The sequence below is a fragment of the Streptomyces sp. NPDC056231 genome (genome assembly GCF_048270745.1).
In the GTDB taxonomy this organism is placed as follows: domain Bacteria; phylum Actinomycetota; class Actinomycetes; order Streptomycetales; family Streptomycetaceae; genus Streptomyces.
On sequence record NZ_JBLVKW010000002.1, the window covers coordinates 115,040 to 130,592 of the forward strand.

Here is a 15,553-nt window from a genome sequence, read left to right on the forward strand (position 1 = left end):
TCTGGAAGGGACGGTGTGATGGCGCCGGACGACAACGACAGCCATGCGATCGAGGTCCATCTCGACCGCATGCTCAGCGAGCGCGGCATGACGCTTGCGGAGCTCGCCTCCCGGGTCGGCGTGACCAATGTGAACCTGTCCATCCTGAAGAACGGCCGGGCCCGCGCGATCCGCTTCACCACGCTGACCCGCATCTGCGAGGTCCTCGACTGCCAGCCGGGCGACCTGCTCACGCACCGGAGCACCGAAGGCGAGCGCGGGCGCCCACCGACAGCCCTCTGAGGCGGGCCGGGCCTACGCCCGCGCTCAGCCCTGGCGCGCGTACGCGACAAGGCGGACCAGGTGGCGGGGGCGACGTCGAGCGGGTCAGTTAGCACTTGCCCGAGCGATCATGTGCCCTGCTACCGCTGGGAGGTGGCTCCACCTCCACGCCCCGCACAACTCTTCGGCCAGCTCGGTGGTCTCAGCTGTTACCGGGGGGCGGGGGCAGGCCCGGCAGGGCCGCCGCCGTGTGTTGCCCCCGGCCGCTCAGGGGGCAACGGGCCCCCGAAGAGAAGGAGGACCAACCGTGGGCAGAACTGCCCTCCCGCGCGGCCGCGCCACCGCGTCCGCGCTCATCACCGCCTCGCTCGTCCTCAGCGCCACCGCCGCCCTCCCGACGGGCACCGCGTACGCCGCCACACCGGCCCCGTGGTCCACCGTGGTGTCCCTGGCGAAGGCCAAGACCGTCCTGCGGGAGCTCGTCGTCACCACCGACGGCACCGCCGTCGCCCTGTGGGACCAGTACGACGCCGGCGCCAATCTCTACCGCCTGTACGCGGCCACGCGGCCCGCCGGCAGTGACACCTGGAGCAACCCCGCACAGCTGGGAACCTCGCCGCACGACAAGCGCGAGGCGAAGCTGCTGGCCCGCGCGGACGGCTCGGTCGTCGCGCTGTGGACCGAGCGGCCGAACTCCTACACCACCTACACCGACGAAACGCGGGTTCTCAGTGCCTCCTTGCCCGCCGGGTCGAGCTCAGGGTGGTCCGCTGCCACCCCGATCATCGACCTGTGGGCGAAGGTCGCGATTCACTCCCTCGACCTCGCCGAGGGCCCCGGTGGCCAGGTCGCCGCGGCATGGGTGTCCACCCCGCTGAACACGAAGACGGGGGAGGTGTACATCGCCACCCGCGAGGCGGACGGCACCTGGAAGAACTCCCTCCCGGCCAGCAACGTGGGCGCGTACTCCGGCTCCGTGGCCGCCGGACCGCAGATCGCCCTCGACGCCGGCGGCAACGCGGTCGTCGCGTACACGATGAACTCCTACGGGAACCTCAGCGTGATGACCAACTCCCGGGACGCGGAGACCGGCGTCTGGGGTACTCCGACCGCTGCCGCCACGCCCGCCTACGTCATGAGCGCCCCCGCTCTGGGTACGACCGCCTTCGGCCAGGTGAACATGGTGTGGAAGGACCCGAACGGCAGCCTCCAGGTCAGCCACCGCGCCTCGGCGAGCGAGGAGTGGTCCGCCCCGGAGACCGCCGTGTCCGGGCTCAGAACCGGTGGCAACGGCGTCCCCACCGATACCCCGGAGCCACAGCAGGGCCCCGACGGGGACATCACCCTGGTCTGGTACGACGAGGCGCAGGGCAGCAGCAGCACCAGCATCCGCGCGGTGAGCTTCGACTCCTCCTCCGGCACCTGGGGGGCACCGAAGACCCTCTCCACCGCGTACCCCAAGACCCAGTACGACGTATCGATCGCACGGGACGGCTCGGTCCACGCCGTGTGGCTGCAGCCCAACGCCAACTCGTCCACGACCTCCGTGATGCAGTCCTCACGGATCGGGGGCTCCTGGACCGACGCCCGCGGGTTGCCGGGCTACGGCTCCGAGCACGCCGAGATCGCGTCCGCGGGCGGCGACCGGGTCACCGCCGTCTGGGACTCGGCGTGGAACGGCGGGGAGCGGTCCCTCGACGCCGTCCGGGCCGCCTGGCCCAAGCTGGCCGTGACCTACTCCACGGTCCCCGGCAAGGCGAACCTCAAGGGCTCCTCCTCCAGCAGCACCGTGTGGGCGCCGCAGTGGACGACCAACTCCGCGGTCACCAACTGGACCCTGACCCTGACCGATCCGGCGGGCCGGACCCTGCGCACCCTCACCGGCGCCCCGGGCTCCACGTCGATCACCGCGGCCTGGAACGGCCGTACCAGTTCCGGCGCCCTGGCCCCCAACGGCCGTCTCACCTGGACCCTGAAGGCCATCCAGGCCGGATCCGGCACCGGCTCGACGCTGGCCACCGGCTCCCTGTCCGTGACCGGCGGCGCCGCTGTCCACCGCGACTTCGGCAGCCTGGGCGGCACCCCGGACGGCCTGGGCGACGTGCTCACCCTGACCTCCACGGGCAAACTCCAGTACCTCTACGGCTCGCTGCCCGCAGGCGACCTGAGGACGGGCAAGTCCGGTTCGGGCTGGTCCTCCTCCATCATCGCCGTCCCGTTCGGGGACCTGACCGGGGACCGCTGCAACGACCTGCTGGTCCGCACCGGCGACAGCCTGCGGCTGTACAAGCCGGGCTGCGGGGCGGCGCCGTCCACCTCCACCCCCTACACCACGCTCGGTACTGGGTGGGGCCAGTACGACGTCCTGACCCCGGTCGGCGACGTCACCAAGGACGGCCGGCCGGACATGATCGCCCGCAACCGCTCCACCGGCGCCGTGTACCTGTACAAGGGCGCCAGCGGCGCCAAGCTGGCCTCGCGGGTGAAGCTGTACGCGGACTGGCGCGGCTACAAGAAGATCGTCGGCACCGGAGACCTCAACGGCGACGGCGTGGGCGACCTGCTCGCGCAGGACAAGTCCAACAAGCTGTGGCGCTACGACGGCACCGGCTCCGGCACCTTCAAGGCGCGGGTCAAGCTCGCCAACGACTGGGGCTCCTCGTACAACGTGCTGGTGGGCACCGGCGACCTTAACAGCGACGGCAAAGCCGACCTGATCGCCCGTGACACGGCCGGGAACCTCTACCGGTACTACGGAACCGGCAAGGGCACCTTCAGCGCCGGCAAGAAGGTGAACACCGGCTTCAACAGCTACAAGGCCCTGTTCTAGCCACAACGCCGTTCAGTCAGGGCGGGCTGGGTGCTGCCAAGGGTCGGTCGTGAGCATGTTGACGCTGATGGTGGCTTTGTAGGTGGCCTGGTCGATGGCAGGTCCGCGTGCGTTGTATTTGGAGACCGCTCGTTTGACGTCCTCAAGGCAGCACCAGGATCGCGTCGCCGACCGGGCGCTCGCCCGCTGCGTCGGACGGGCGGTCTGCGACGGCACGTGGCCGCTGCCCGGAGAATCAGCACACGGACGAACCGTATCGCCCGGACCCCACCTGTACCCAGTGGGAGGAAATGCCTGGTCAGCGCTTGATCTCCGCGGTCGGGGTTCGAGCACCGCCCTCCCACGCCCACGGCCGCAGCTTCTCCGGGTTGCGGACCGCCCAGATCCGGGTGACGCGCCCGTCGGAGACGTCGAACGAGGCTACGGTCATGACGACGCCGGCACGCTGGGCCACCAGGCCCGGCACACCGTTGACCGACCGCTCCAGGAGTTCGAGCCCCGGAGCCTTATCGGCAATGGCGACCATGTACTGGGCGATGTGCGCGCCGCCCTCGACCGGGCGCAGGACGGTGCCGACCAGGCCGCCGCCGTCGGCGGTCATCACGGCGGCCGGGTCCAGGAGGCCGACGAGGGCTGCGATGTCCTTGGTCTCCCATGCCTCTTTGACGTGCCTCACCACGTCGGCCTGACCGGTCGCCGTCACGGGAGCGCGCGCGACGCTCACCCGCCGCCGGGCGGAGGCCGCCAACTGCTTGCAGGCCGCAGGGGTCCGGGCGAGAACGTTGGCGATCTCGGCGAACGGGTACCGGAAGACGTCGTGCAGGACGAACGCCACCCGCTCGGCGGGCGTCATCGACTCCAGGACGACGAGGAAGGCCATGGTCACCGACTCGTCCAGGACGATCTGGTCGGCGGGGTCTGCGGGGTCTGCGGGGTCTGCGGGGCCGGTGGGGTCGGCGCCGCCCGCGTGGTCCCACTCGGTGCGGTCGGGCAGCGGCTCGGGCAGCCACGCGCCGACATAACGTTCACGGCGGGCCCGCGCCGAGCCGAGCAGGTCCAGGCAGACGCGGCTGGTCACCGTCGTCAGCCAGGCGCCGGGGGACAGGATCTCCTCCTGCCGGCTTCGTGGCAGTCCGTACCAGCGTGTGTAGGCATCCTGTACGGCGTCCTCGGCCTCGGTCACCGAACCGAGCAGCCGGTAAGCGACATTGATCAGTTGGCGTCGCTCGCCGACTGCCTCATCTGTGCTGGTCCTGGCAGTCCCCATGCTTCCGGCCGCCCCCTCGCCTTACCTTTCGCAGGCCCGCGTCGTCGGGTTGGTGAGACCTTATCGATCCACTGCCCGAGGGCGGAAAAGGGGACTGCGACATGGCCACTCAGGTGACGGCGACGGCGAGCGCACAGCGCGGCTCCTCGTTCCTGCAGATCGCGATCGCCCTGCAGACCCTGACCATCTTCCTTCAGGCGGTCTCCGCCGGACTGCTGCTGACCTCGTCCTACGGAGAGACGCTGCACAGTGTCGGAGCCCGTGTGATGTACGGGGCGTCGATGCTGTACGTGCTCGCGGCGGTGCTGGCGTGGAAGCCGGGCGGCGGCTCACCCCGGCCTGTCTGGCACGCGTCAGGTTTCCTCGTACTCGCCTCGGTCCAGGTCGTGCTCGGCATCGCGCACGTCCCGTCGGTCCATCTCCCCCTGGGTGTCTTGATGTTCGGTCTGAGTGTGCTGGCGCTGGCCCGGCGCTGAGGCCAGTTGGTCCGGGTGTTGTCGTTGACCGATGCCCAGTGGGCACGGATCGAGCCGTGACGGGCCGTGCTCGCGTCACGCTCCGCATCATGAGCCGTCCACCAGTTTCTGCACCTCGGGCGGGACGTCCGCGCCGGAGTAGGCGGCGAAGAACGAGGCCTCCGCGGGTGTGTTCCCGACCGCGATGGCCACCTCGGGCGAGATGCCATGCACCTCGTAGGCAGTCTGTGCAGTACCCGTCTCATCGGTCTTGTCCTGGCCGCCGGTGTCGTCGCAGGGAGGTTGGGTGGCGACGCCGAGCTTCGCCCCGACTGTGAAGTCGACGTTCGCCACGTCTCGGTACGTTCGTTCCTGGTAGGTGAACCGGTTCACGCAGGAACCCGACGCCGCCCCGCCACTGCTGCTGTCGGCCGTGCACGCGGCTGTTGAGATCACCATGCTCGCTGCCAGCAGCAGGCCCGTGGATCGCCCGGTCCAGTTCATGCGCGTCCCCTCAGTTCGATTAAGGCCGGCCGAGGCAAGTCGACAGCTCCGGCGTTCAGTTGACGTAGGCGACCCGGATCGGGTTCCCCTGCTGCACCACGGACCCATTTCGGACCAGGGGCGTGAAGCCCGCCCACGGTCCGGCTCGCACCGGCCGGCCCTGATGGGGTGCCCGGTAACCGTGGCGATGGTTCCGCCCTCAGGTGCCGGACGGGCTGGGTGGGCGCCGGCGCACGCCGGTTGGGCACCAGCACCCGGGGCGGGTGACCCGGTGGAGGCCCCGGCCCGGGGTGGGGGCCTCGCTCGTATGCTCGGTTCATGACCGATCCCCAGCGCGGACGCCCGACCACCAACGCCATGCGGCGCGCGCTCAAGCGAGCCCGTGACGGCGTCGCCCTCGATGTGACCGAGGCCGCCGTCCTGCTCCAGGCACGCGGCGACGATCTGACGGACCTTGCCGCGTCCGCCGCCCGGGTGCGCGACGCCGGCCTCGAAGCCGCTGGCCGGCCGGGCGTCATCACGTACTCGCGCAAGGTCTTCATTCCGCTGACCCGGCTCTGTCGCGACAAGTGCCACTACTGCACCTTCGTCACCGTGCCCGGCAAGCTCCGCAAGGCCGGGCACGGGATGTTCCTGTCGCCCGACGAGGTTCTCGACATCGCCCGCAAGGGCGCGGCCATGGGCTGCAAGGAAGCGCTGTTCACCCTCGGGGACCGGCCCGAGGACCGCTGGCCCGAGGCGCGGGAGTGGCTGGAGGCCGAGGGGTACGACGACACCCTCGCGTACGTACGCGCCATGGCGATCCGGGTACTCGAAGAGACCGGCCTCCTGCCGCATCTCAACCCGGGCGTGCTGACCTGGACCGACCTCCAGCGGCTCAAGCCCGTCGCCCCCTCCATGGGCATGATGCTGGAGACGACGGCCACCCGCCTGTGGTCCGAGCCGGGTGGCCCGCACCACGGCTCCCCGGACAAGGAACCGGCCGTCCGCCTCCGCGTCCTCGAAGACGCGGGCCGGTCCAACGTCCCGTTCACGACCGGCATCCTGATCGGGATCGGCGAGTCGTACGAGGAGCGCGCCGACTCCCTCTTCGAGCTGCGCAAGACCGCCCGCGCCTACCACGGCATCCAGGAGGTCATCGTCCAGAACTTCCGCGCCAAGCCGGACACGGCGATGCGCGGGATGCCGGACGCCGAACTGGAGGAGCTGGCCGCAGCCATTGCCGTGGCCCGGCACATCCTCGGCCCCTCCGCCCGCATCCAGGCCCCGCCGAACCTCGTCGACGCGGAGTACGCACTGCTCATCGGCGCCGGGATCGACGACTGGGGCGGTGTCTCACCGCTCACCCCGGACCATGTGAACCCTGAGCGTCCATGGCCGCACATCGACGAACTCGCCGCGAAGACGGCCGAGTCGGGCTTCGAGCTCCGAGAACGCCTCACCATCTACCCGGAGTTCATCCAGCGCGGCGAGCCCTGGCTCGACCCCCGCCTCCTCCCGCACGTCCGGGCGCTCGCCGACCCGGAGACGGGCCTCGCGAAGGAGGGCGCGATCCCCGCCGGCCTGCCCTGGCAGGAGCCGGACGAGGAGTTCGGCGCCTCCGGCCGCACCGACCTGCACCGCACCATCGACACGGAGGGCCGCACCGGCGACCGCCGCGACGACTTCGACGAGGTCTACGGGGACTGGGAGGCCCTGCGCGAGGCGGCGGCCCCCGGCATGGTCCCGTCCCGCATCGACGCCGACGTACGCCAGGCGCTCGGCCAGGCCGCCGACGACCCGACGAAGCTCACCGACGAGCAGGCGCTCGCCCTGCTCCACGCGGAAGGACCGGCGCTCGATGAACTGTGCCGGATCGCGGACACGCTGCGCCGTGACGTGGTCGGTGACGACGTCACGTACATCGTCACCAGGAACATCAACTTCACCAATGTCTGCTACACCGGCTGCCGCTTCTGCGCCTTCGCCCAACGGCGCACCGACGCCGACGCTTACACCCTCTCGCTGGACCAGGTCGCCGACCGGGCCGCGCAGGCGTGGGACGTCGGCGCGGTCGAGGTCTGCATGCAGGGCGGCATCCACCCGGACCTGCCCGGCACCGCGTACTTCGACATCGCGCGCGCGGTGAAGGAACGCGTCCCCGGCATGCACGTACATGCCTTCTCGCCCATGGAGGTCGTCAACGGCGCGACCCGCACCGGCATGTCCATCCGCGACTGGCTGATCGCCGCGAAGGAGGCCGGGCTCGACTCGATCCCGGGCACGGCGGCGGAGATCCTGGACGACGAGGTCCGCTGGGTCCTCACCAAGGGCAAGTTGCCCACGGCGACCTGGCTGGAGGTCATCAGGACCGCGCACGAGGTGGGCCTGCGCTCCTCGTCGACGATGATGTACGGCCACGTCGACCAGCCCCGCCACTGGCTCGGCCACCTCAGGACCCTGGCCCGCCTCCAGCAGGAGACCGGCGGCTTCACGGAGTTCGTCACCCTCCCCTTCATCCACACCAACGCCCCGGTCTACCTGGCCGGCATCGCCCGCCCCGGCCCGACCGACCGCGACAACCGGGCCGTCACCGCCATGGCCCGACTGCTGCTCCACCCGCACATCACCAACATCCAGACCAGCTGGGTGAAGCTCGGCACGGAGGGTGCGGCCGAGATGCTGCGCTCGGGCGCCAACGACCTGGGCGGGACGCTGATGGAGGAGACCATCTCCCGGATGGCGGGATCGAGTTACGGCTCGTACCGGTCCATTCAGGACCTGGTCGCGATCGCGGAACTGGCCGGGCGCCCGGCGAGGCCGCGTACGACGCTGTACGGGGAGGTGCCGCAGGAACGGGTGGCGGCGGCCGCCGCGTCCGACGGACACCTTCCGGAGCTGCTTCCCGTGCTGTCGGACTGAGCCCCGGCCCGGCCACGGACCGGGGCGACGACACCGGAGGCGCCGCCCGTGGTGGCCGACGGCGAACCGGACCGCTGTTCAGGAGGGCGCCGCCGCCCTGGCCCGTACCCGGAAGGCGGCGTGCACCTCCGCGTCCGGATCAGCCGGCGACCAGGATGCGCCAGTCGCGCGAGCCGATGTCGGCGGGTGTGCCGTCGAGAATCCGGGCGGTGCGCGTCGCGGGTTCGAGGGTGACGGTCGCGAGGCTCGCCCAGCGTTGGCCGAGCGGTCTGTCCAGGTCGGGCAGGCAGGTCACCGGCGGTTCGCCGTCCCCCGTCACGAGGCAGCCGGCGAGCTCGTCGGGCGTGGCCGGCGGCTGCGTGCGCATGAGACGTGCGCGGACGAAGTCGTGGCGCTCGCCCGAATCGGGCTGGTAGAGCCACGTCTTCTCGTCCGTGGCCGGGATCGGTGTCAGGAAGTGGTTCGTGCGCACGAGCGTGCCGTGTTCGGGCCGCACGGCGAACACGCCGACCGGGCTGAGGTCGAGGAGGACGGCGTCCGCCTCGTCGAACAGCGCGAACGACCCGGATGATGCGAGGGGTGCGCTGCGGACGATCTCGACGGCCTCGGCGACGCTGCCCGCCTCTTCGAGGACGATCGCCGCGAGGACGTGCATGGGGATGCCGCCGACGCTGTCGCGGACGTGCCCGAGGATGTTGAAGTGGAGGGCGAGACCAGCGCTGTTGACGCCGATCTTGCCGAGGATGCCGTTCTCGGTGAGGCCGACGAAGCCGTGCCGGCCGCCGCGGACCTCCAGCGTGTGCCACAGGGCGTTCAGCTCGATGTGCCAGTCCCAGGTCTGGACGCCGAACGTGCGCGGTGCCGAACCGCCGTCGCCGACGATGCGGCGCACGATCGTGGTGCATTCGCCGGGCGGCACGGTGGCGCTGCGTGCCAGGATCTCGGTGCGCGCGTTGAGGGCGGCGATGTGCCACGGCTCGGCGCCGGCCCCCCGGGCGATGCCCTCGATCTCGGCGCGCGCTCCCGGGCGGAACCGCCCGATGGTGTCGAGGGCGCGCTCGGCGTCCTCGCGTACCTGGGCGGGAGCGATACCGCCGAGGGCGAAGAGCCGGTCGTAAACGTCGATCGCGGCGGGGATGCCGTCACGCAGTTGCGTACCGCGGGCGACGCCGCGGTCGTGCGGGTCGGCGTCGGCGGCCTCGACGTGGCGGCGGTGTTCGGGGCGGGGGATCGGCGTCGTGGTCACGAGCGTCCTTTCGCGGTGTTCGGGTGGAGCTGCACCACACCGCCGACAACCGTCGCGAGGACGGCGTTGCCGGGCTGTGCTTCGGGGGCGAGGTCGAGCGGATTGGCCGCGAACACAGTGAGGTCGGCGAGGCAGCCCGGCGCGATCCGCCCGAGTTCGTCGGACGCGCCGGCTGCGTACGCCGCAGCGACCGTCATGCCGGTGTATGCCTCGCGCACGGAGATCGCCTGCCCGGGCTGCACGGGTGCCGCGTCCGGTTCCTCGACCGGGCGGCGCACCTGGCAGTCGGCCAGGCCGATGCGCGGGTCACCGGGTCCGATGGGCCAGTCGGAGCCGAGCGCCACGACGGCCCCGTGGTCCAGCAGGTCGCGGGTGCGCCAGCCGTGCGCGACGCGGTCGGGCCCGATGCGCCGCGACCAGTTGTCGGTGCCGTCGGCGCGGGTGTGCCGGGTCGCGTGCACCGGCTGGAGGCTTGCCACGACATCGAGTTCCGCGAACCGGCTCAGCAGGTCGTCGGGGATGGACTCGATGTGCTCGATGCGATGCGGGGCGCGGGCGGCCCGGCCGACTTCCTCGATGACGTCGAGGGCGAACCGGACGGCCCGGTCACCGATCGCATGGGTCGCGGTCGGGATGCCGCGTTCGGTGAAGAACCGCATCGCGGCGCGGTACGCATCGATGTCGCGCCACAGCGGCTCACGGTTCTCACCGTGGATGTCCGGGCGGTCGAACCACGCCGTGCCGTTGTCCGCCGTCCCGTCGAGCATGAACTTGGCACCTTCGACGTGCCAGCGCCGCCCGCGCCGGCCCTGGAGGTCGGCGATCTGCTGCCACACCTCCGGGGACGAGTCGGCCGGCACCAGCGGGGAGCAGCGGATGCGCAGCGGCAGGTCCCCCTGTTCCTCGATGCGCTGGTACACCGCTTCGGAGGGCTCGGAGAAGTCGAGCGCGTGCAGGCCTGTGAGTCCACTGCGCGCGAGACGTTCGAGCTGGTGGCGCACGTATGTGGCGGCCGTGTCCACGGGTACGTCGGGATAGTGGGCGAACACCATGTCCATGGCTTGGAGTTCGACCACGAATCCGGTCGGGCGGCCGTCCGGACCGGTCTCGATCGACGAGGCGTCGGTGAACGTCTCGCGGCCGGTCAGGCCGACGAGTTCCACGGCGCGGGGACTGACCACGAGAGCGTGCGCGTCGCGCGTCATCAGCGAGATCGGCCTTCCGGGAAAGCGCTCCGCGAACACGGTGCCGGCCGGGTCGCCGTCGAACACGTTCACATCGAGGTCGTATCCGGTGATCCACTCGTCCGCCGGCCTTGTGTCCGCGGCCTCGGCCAGGCGCGTGCACACCTGGTCGAGAGTCGACGCTCCGGACAGGTCCACGCCGCTGCCGATCGAGATCGACCCCCATACGGGGTGGGCGTGGACGTCGGTGATTCCGGGCAGGACCGTGGCTCCCGGGAACGCGTGGACGGCGGTGCCGGGACCGCGCAGCGATTCGAGGGCCTGCGCGTCGCCGACCGCGATGACGCGGCCCTCGGCGATCGCGACCGCGCTCGCGTTGCCGTTCCCGGATGGAGTGGTGGCGTCCTCGGCCAGATGTTCTACGTGGCGGGCGAGCACGATGACGTCGGCGTGCACAGGATTTCCTTCTGGTCTCGCTGCGTTCGGTGTACGGGTGCGGGGGCACGGGTGCGCGTACGGGGCTTGTGCGCGCAGGACCGGCCGAAGGGCGCGCGTCAGTTGCGCGGGATGCTGCGAAGGACACGAGTCATCGCCCAGTAGGAGGCGGCAGCGGCGATCATGCCGGACGGAATCGCCAGGTCGACGTTGCCCAGTGCCTTCGCGATCGGGCCGGTCCAGAAGCTGGTGTTCACCCACATCGCGGACGTGAGGCCGCCGACGACGAGCGCGAGGACGCCTGCCCAGTGGACGCCGCGGTGGTACCAGAACGGGCCGCCGCGCTGCTGTCCGAGGAGGTCGGCGCCGTTGTAGCGGTTGCGTCGCAGGACCAGGTCGGTCACGGCCACCGCCATGGCCGGACCGGTCACGGTGACCACGAGCTGGAGCATGGTGTTGACGCTGGTCAGGAAGTCGAAGACGAGGATCGCGTACAGCGTCATGGCGGTGCCGAGGACGCCGATGATCAGGACCGCCGGGATGCGCGCGAGGCGGACACCGACCGACTGGATGGACAGGCTGGCGCTGTAGGCCGTCATGCCGTTGTTCGTCATGGTGTTGACGACGACCGCGATGACGAAGACGGGGATGAACCAGCCCGGCAGGATGCTCTCCAGCGCGGCTTCCGGATCGCTCATGTCGAGGCTGGTCGCCGCGAGCGCGCCGACGGTGGTGAAGATGATGCTCGGCAGGTACGCGCCGAAGGCCGTCCACCCGGCGATGGCGACCGGGCTGCTGCCGCGGGGGAGGTAGCGGGCGAGGTCGGGGCTGTTGCTGTACGACAGCGGCGTGGAGGCGATGATGGTGAAACCCGCGCCGAGTGCCGCGGCGAGCGCGGTCCCCCTGAGCGGCTCGGCCGGCGCGTAGGACCAGTCGGTACCGGCGAGCACGTACCCCGTGACGACGACGAACACGACGGTCAGGAGAACGCTGAGTGCGGTGTAGAGGCGGACGATCGTCGCGTACCCGAAGATCGCGATCAGGAGTGTCCCCCCGGCGATGACGCAGATGACGGCCGCGTCGACGGACGGGTTGTCCGGCAGGCCGGACCGGCTCGCCAGGCCGATGCCCGCGACCGAGGCGGCCGACCAGTTCAGGGCGAGGTAGGCCGCCGCTATGAGCCAGCCGGTCAGGACGAGCACGACCTTGTTGCCCACGACCCCGTACATCGCACGCGAGATGACCGACCCGCTCGTGCCGGCGGCCGGACCGCTCGCCGCGACGACGCCCGTGCAGATCCACAACAGGTTCCCGACGAGGATCACGCCGACGGCCTGCGGGAGCGTGAGCCCCATGAGGATCAGCGTGGCACCGACGACGAAGCTCAGGTAGCTCACGTTCGGTGCCGCCCAGACCGCGAACAACTGGCGGGGCCGCCCGCCGCGCTCGTCCGCGGGGACCAGGTCGATGCCCCGGGTTTCCAGGTGTCCCGCGCGCTCGGAGCCGTGCGCGTCGAGGGGTCTTGCGGAGGAAGTGGGGTTCTGCGTCGTCATCGAGGCCTCTCGGGTCCGTCGGCAGCGCGCCGCTATTGGGCAAGTGGCCAACTACGTGTTGGTCACACATCCAATAGCGTGTCCTCCATGACGTCAAGACCTCAGCCGACCCGAACCCGGAAGCAGCCTGGCGAGCGCCGCGCGGAAATCGTGCAGACCGCAGCTGACATCGCGCTGGAGGAAGGGCTGGAGCGCATCACGCTCCGGCGCGTCGCCGACGCGCTGGGCGTCCGCCCCGGACTCATCGGCCACTACTTCCCGGCCGCGGACAGCCTCGTGAGCGAGGCGTTCTCCCACGCTGCGACGAAGGAACGCGAGTCACTCCTGCCGCGCGACGAGCACGGGCTTCCCCCGGTCGAGCGGGTCGCCCGCTTCCTCGTGCGTCTCACCGACGGTGAATACCGCGACCTCAGCCGCCTGTGGCTCAACGCGCGGCACGTCAGCAGATTCAAGTCCGGGCTGCGCTCGGCGGTGAGCGCGCAGGAGTCCGCGACCCGCACCGCCCTTGCCGACCTCATCGAGGAAGGCCGCCGGACCGGGGACTTCACGACCGACGACGCGCTCGGAGTGACCCTGCACATCCTGGTCACCGTCGACGGTCTCGGTGCGTACGCCAACGACGACACGCAGCTGGACCATCCGGTGCTCGAAGACATGGCCATCGCAACGGCCGAACGCCTGCTCGGCCTCGCCCGGGGCACACTCCGCACCCGCGCCTGACACCCGCATCGCGGATCGGAACCGGCGCTCCCCGTCCCGGTACCGGGGCCGCCGCGAGCGTCTCCGGCCGGACCGCCCCGTGCGGGCGGCCCGGCCGGAGACGGCGTGGTGCAGGGAGTCAGCGCCCGGCGACGAACGCCACGAAGGCGCTCCAGGCCGGTGCGGTGATGACGAGTGCGGGGGCGGTGGGGATCTTGCTGTCGCGTACGGGGACGAGGCCGGGGAAGCCGTCGGCCACCTCGACGCAGTTGTTGGCACCGCCGTCGCTGTAGCTGGACTTGCGCCACGCCGCGGTGCTGAGCACGCGGTCAGGTTCGCGCTCACCAGGGCCATCGAGTCACTGCGCGAAGTGCTGCGGGTGGCGGAGAGCAGGGGCGCGCGCATCCCGGACGAGCCCTGCGCCACCTACGGGGGGACCGTCGACCGGAGCGGTCCCGTCACCGACGAAGTCCTCCGCGAGGTCGTGGCTGACGGCTGACGGTTGAGGACGCGCGGACGACGGCGGACCGGAAACCGAGCCGAGGCTCAGTGAAAGCCCAGCATGCCGGGCGAGTCGATGTCGACCGTGAGGATGCCGGGCGGATAGTCGCCCTCGCGGCCCGTCAGGATGATCGACATGCCGCCGCTTTCCTGGTGGGGTGTCGCGACGTACAGCGCGTGACAGATGTCGGAGCTGCCCCACCTGTCCCGGACCGTCCCGCCGACCGTGGCCGCCGCGGTCCGATCGAGCGGATCGACCAGGACGCCTGGGAGGGCGAGCACGCTGCGCGCGAGCCCCTCGTCGTCCGCCTCGGCGTGCATGAGGCAGAGGGCGGGGATGTGCAGCCAGTCGCCCGGTGTGGCGGCGACATTGTCGGCGAGATGGTGCAGGGCGCGATGCCCCTGTGCGAGTGCCGACACCGCGCTCGTGTCGAGGATGATCACGCGGCGGTGCTCCGCCGGGCGTGCATTTTCTCGGCTGCCATCGCATACACGTTGGCCAGGACGTCCGGCCCGTGATCGAACTCCTCATCGGTCAGGGTGCAGCCCATGCGTTCACGCAGCACTTTGCGGGTAGTGGCGACACGCTCGGCGATCTGGGCCGCGGTGGGCTGCTGGGCGGCCAGCTGGTCGACGAGCTGGCCCAGGCTCAGCCCGCGCTCCTTGGCCGGCTGGGCGAGATGGTCGCGCGTCTCTTTCGGCACCTGGATGGCCGTAGTAGCCATAGCTTCACTACAGAGCCGCTACGGCCCATGGGTGACGGTTGTCCCGCGGTACGGAAATCCCCGGAGATTTCCGTACAAGAGTGACCGCGCAAGCCTGCCGGCGTCGGTGCATCAGCACCTCGGCGCCCTCGTCGCTGCGGCGCCTCAGCGCATCAGCTCGCCGGCGTTGACCAGCAGGGACTGCCCGGTGATCGCCCGGGCCCGCTCGGAGGCCAGGAACACCGCCGCCTCCGCCACATCGCCGTCCGTGGCCAGCTCCGGCAGCGCCATCCTCTCGGTGAGCCTGCCCAGCACCTCGGCCTCCGGCACGCCCTCGGTGTGTGCGGTGAACTGCACGTACGCCTGTACCGGCGGACCCCACATCCAGCCGGGCAGCACGGTGTTCACCCGGATCCGGTGCGGGCCGAACTCCCGCGCCATGGAGTACATCGCCGAGGTGAGCGCGCCCTTCGACGCCGCGTACGCCGCCTGCTGCACCTGGGAGGGCGCGGCGACCGACGACTGCGTGCCGATGACGACGACAGAGCCTCCCCGCTCCTTCAGCCCGGGCAGACAGGCGCGCGTCATCCGCAGCGTGCCGAGCAGATTGACATCGATCACCGACTGCCAGGTGGCGAAGTCCGCGTCCTCGACCCCGCCGAAGTAGCTGTCCCAGGCCGCGACATGGACCACCGCGTCGATCCGCCCGAACCGCCTCAGCGTCAGTCCGGCGAGCGCCTCGCACTGTGCCTCGTCGGTGATGTCGGTGGCCAGATGGGCGGTGTGCCGGCCCTCGGGATCGATCTCGGCGGCCGACTTGGCGAGATTGGCCGCGGTACGCGCTCCGAGGACGGCGCTGCCGCCGTCCCGGACCACCGTCGCCGCGATCCGATGCCCCAGCCCGGTGCCCACGCCGGACACGATGACGGTCTTTCCCGCGAGCAGCATCGGGTGCCTCCCGGCTCTGGCAGTTGTTCTGACGGGGCGTCAGAGTAGGACGCCGCAGCAGAGTA

14 protein-coding genes are annotated in these 15,553 nt (G+C 70.9%); 5 read left to right on the forward strand and 9 right to left on the reverse strand.

Annotation, left to right across the window (positions count from 1 at the left end; genetic code table 11):
* The first annotated feature begins 18 nt into the window (after positions 1-18).
* Positions 19-282, forward strand: a complete 264-nt coding sequence (locus ACNPQM_RS02465; protein WP_418082673.1) for a helix-turn-helix domain-containing protein — start codon at positions 19-21, stop codon at positions 280-282.
* 286 nt (positions 283-568) lie between these two features.
* Positions 569-3,091: an FG-GAP-like repeat-containing protein gene (locus ACNPQM_RS02470; RefSeq protein WP_418082676.1), complete on the forward strand. Its 2,523-nt coding sequence runs from the start codon at positions 569-571 to the stop codon at positions 3,089-3,091.
* Between the two features lie 298 nt (positions 3,092-3,389).
* Here the strand turns inward: ACNPQM_RS02470 and sigJ are convergent, their stop codons facing one another.
* A complete protein-coding gene (gene sigJ, locus ACNPQM_RS02475; protein WP_418082677.1) occupies positions 3,390-4,358 on the reverse strand; it encodes an RNA polymerase sigma factor SigJ in 969 nt (322 codons plus the stop codon).
* Between the two features lie 101 nt (positions 4,359-4,459).
* On the opposite strand from sigJ, the gene ACNPQM_RS02480 reads away from it, so the two are divergent.
* Positions 4,460-4,834: a hypothetical protein gene (locus tag ACNPQM_RS02480; RefSeq protein ID WP_358858321.1), complete on the forward strand. Its 375-nt coding sequence runs from the start codon at positions 4,460-4,462 to the stop codon at positions 4,832-4,834.
* Between the two features lie 87 nt (positions 4,835-4,921).
* Here ACNPQM_RS02480 and ACNPQM_RS02485 read toward each other — a convergent pair whose 3' ends face one another.
* Positions 4,922-5,317, reverse strand: coding sequence for a DUF6281 family protein (locus ACNPQM_RS02485; protein WP_418082678.1), 396 nt, complete (start codon positions 5,315-5,317; stop codon positions 4,922-4,924).
* A 318-nt stretch (positions 5,318-5,635) separates the two neighbouring features.
* Here ACNPQM_RS02485 and ACNPQM_RS02490 point away from each other — a divergent pair, with 318 nt between their 5' ends.
* A complete protein-coding gene (locus tag ACNPQM_RS02490) occupies positions 5,636-8,218 on the forward strand; it encodes a bifunctional FO biosynthesis protein CofGH (protein WP_418082679.1) in 2,583 nt (860 codons plus the stop codon).
* A gap of 139 nt (positions 8,219-8,357) precedes the next feature.
* Here ACNPQM_RS02490 and ACNPQM_RS02495 read toward each other — a convergent pair whose 3' ends face one another.
* The 3 genes from ACNPQM_RS02495 to ACNPQM_RS02505 all read right to left on the reverse strand — a co-directional run bounded on the left by ACNPQM_RS02495 (position 8,358) and on the right by ACNPQM_RS02505 (position 12,636).
* Positions 8,358-9,464 (reverse strand): C45 family autoproteolytic acyltransferase/hydolase, encoded by a 1,107-nt coding sequence (locus ACNPQM_RS02495; RefSeq protein ID WP_418082680.1) that lies wholly within the window; start codon positions 9,462-9,464, stop codon positions 8,358-8,360.
* The gene (locus tag ACNPQM_RS02500) at positions 9,461-11,104 is read right to left on the reverse strand and encodes an amidohydrolase (protein WP_418082681.1); all 1,644 of its coding nucleotides are present in this window, start codon (positions 11,102-11,104) and stop codon (positions 9,461-9,463) included. The genes ACNPQM_RS02495 and ACNPQM_RS02500 overlap by 4 nt, the downstream gene beginning before the upstream one ends.
* 98 nt (positions 11,105-11,202) lie before the next feature.
* Complete coding sequence (locus ACNPQM_RS02505) at positions 11,203-12,636, reverse strand: purine-cytosine permease family protein (protein WP_418082682.1); 1,434 nt, start codon at positions 12,634-12,636, stop codon at positions 11,203-11,205.
* Between the two features lie 87 nt (positions 12,637-12,723).
* Between ACNPQM_RS02505 and ACNPQM_RS02510 the strand changes: the two genes are divergently transcribed.
* A complete protein-coding gene (locus ACNPQM_RS02510; protein ID WP_418082683.1) occupies positions 12,724-13,356 on the forward strand; it encodes a TetR/AcrR family transcriptional regulator in 633 nt (210 codons plus the stop codon).
* A 118-nt stretch (positions 13,357-13,474) separates the two neighbouring features.
* On the opposite strand, the gene ACNPQM_RS02515 is transcribed toward ACNPQM_RS02510, so the two are convergent.
* The 4 genes from ACNPQM_RS02515 to ACNPQM_RS02530 all read right to left on the reverse strand — a co-directional run bounded on the left by ACNPQM_RS02515 (position 13,475) and on the right by ACNPQM_RS02530 (position 15,488).
* A complete protein-coding gene (locus ACNPQM_RS02515; RefSeq protein ID WP_418082684.1) occupies positions 13,475-13,660 on the reverse strand; it encodes a DUF397 domain-containing protein in 186 nt (61 codons plus the stop codon).
* A 221-nt stretch (positions 13,661-13,881) separates the two neighbouring features.
* Entirely contained in the window at positions 13,882-14,280 is a 399-nt protein-coding gene (locus tag ACNPQM_RS02520) for a hypothetical protein (RefSeq protein ID WP_418082685.1), read from the reverse strand.
* Complete coding sequence (locus ACNPQM_RS02525) at positions 14,277-14,561, reverse strand: hypothetical protein (protein WP_418082686.1); 285 nt, start codon at positions 14,559-14,561, stop codon at positions 14,277-14,279. The genes ACNPQM_RS02520 and ACNPQM_RS02525 overlap by 4 nt, the downstream gene beginning before the upstream one ends.
* Positions 14,562-14,705: 144 nt before the next feature.
* Complete coding sequence (locus tag ACNPQM_RS02530; RefSeq protein ID WP_418082687.1) at positions 14,706-15,488, reverse strand: SDR family oxidoreductase; 783 nt, start codon at positions 15,486-15,488, stop codon at positions 14,706-14,708.
* Positions 15,489-15,553 lie beyond the last annotated feature (65 nt).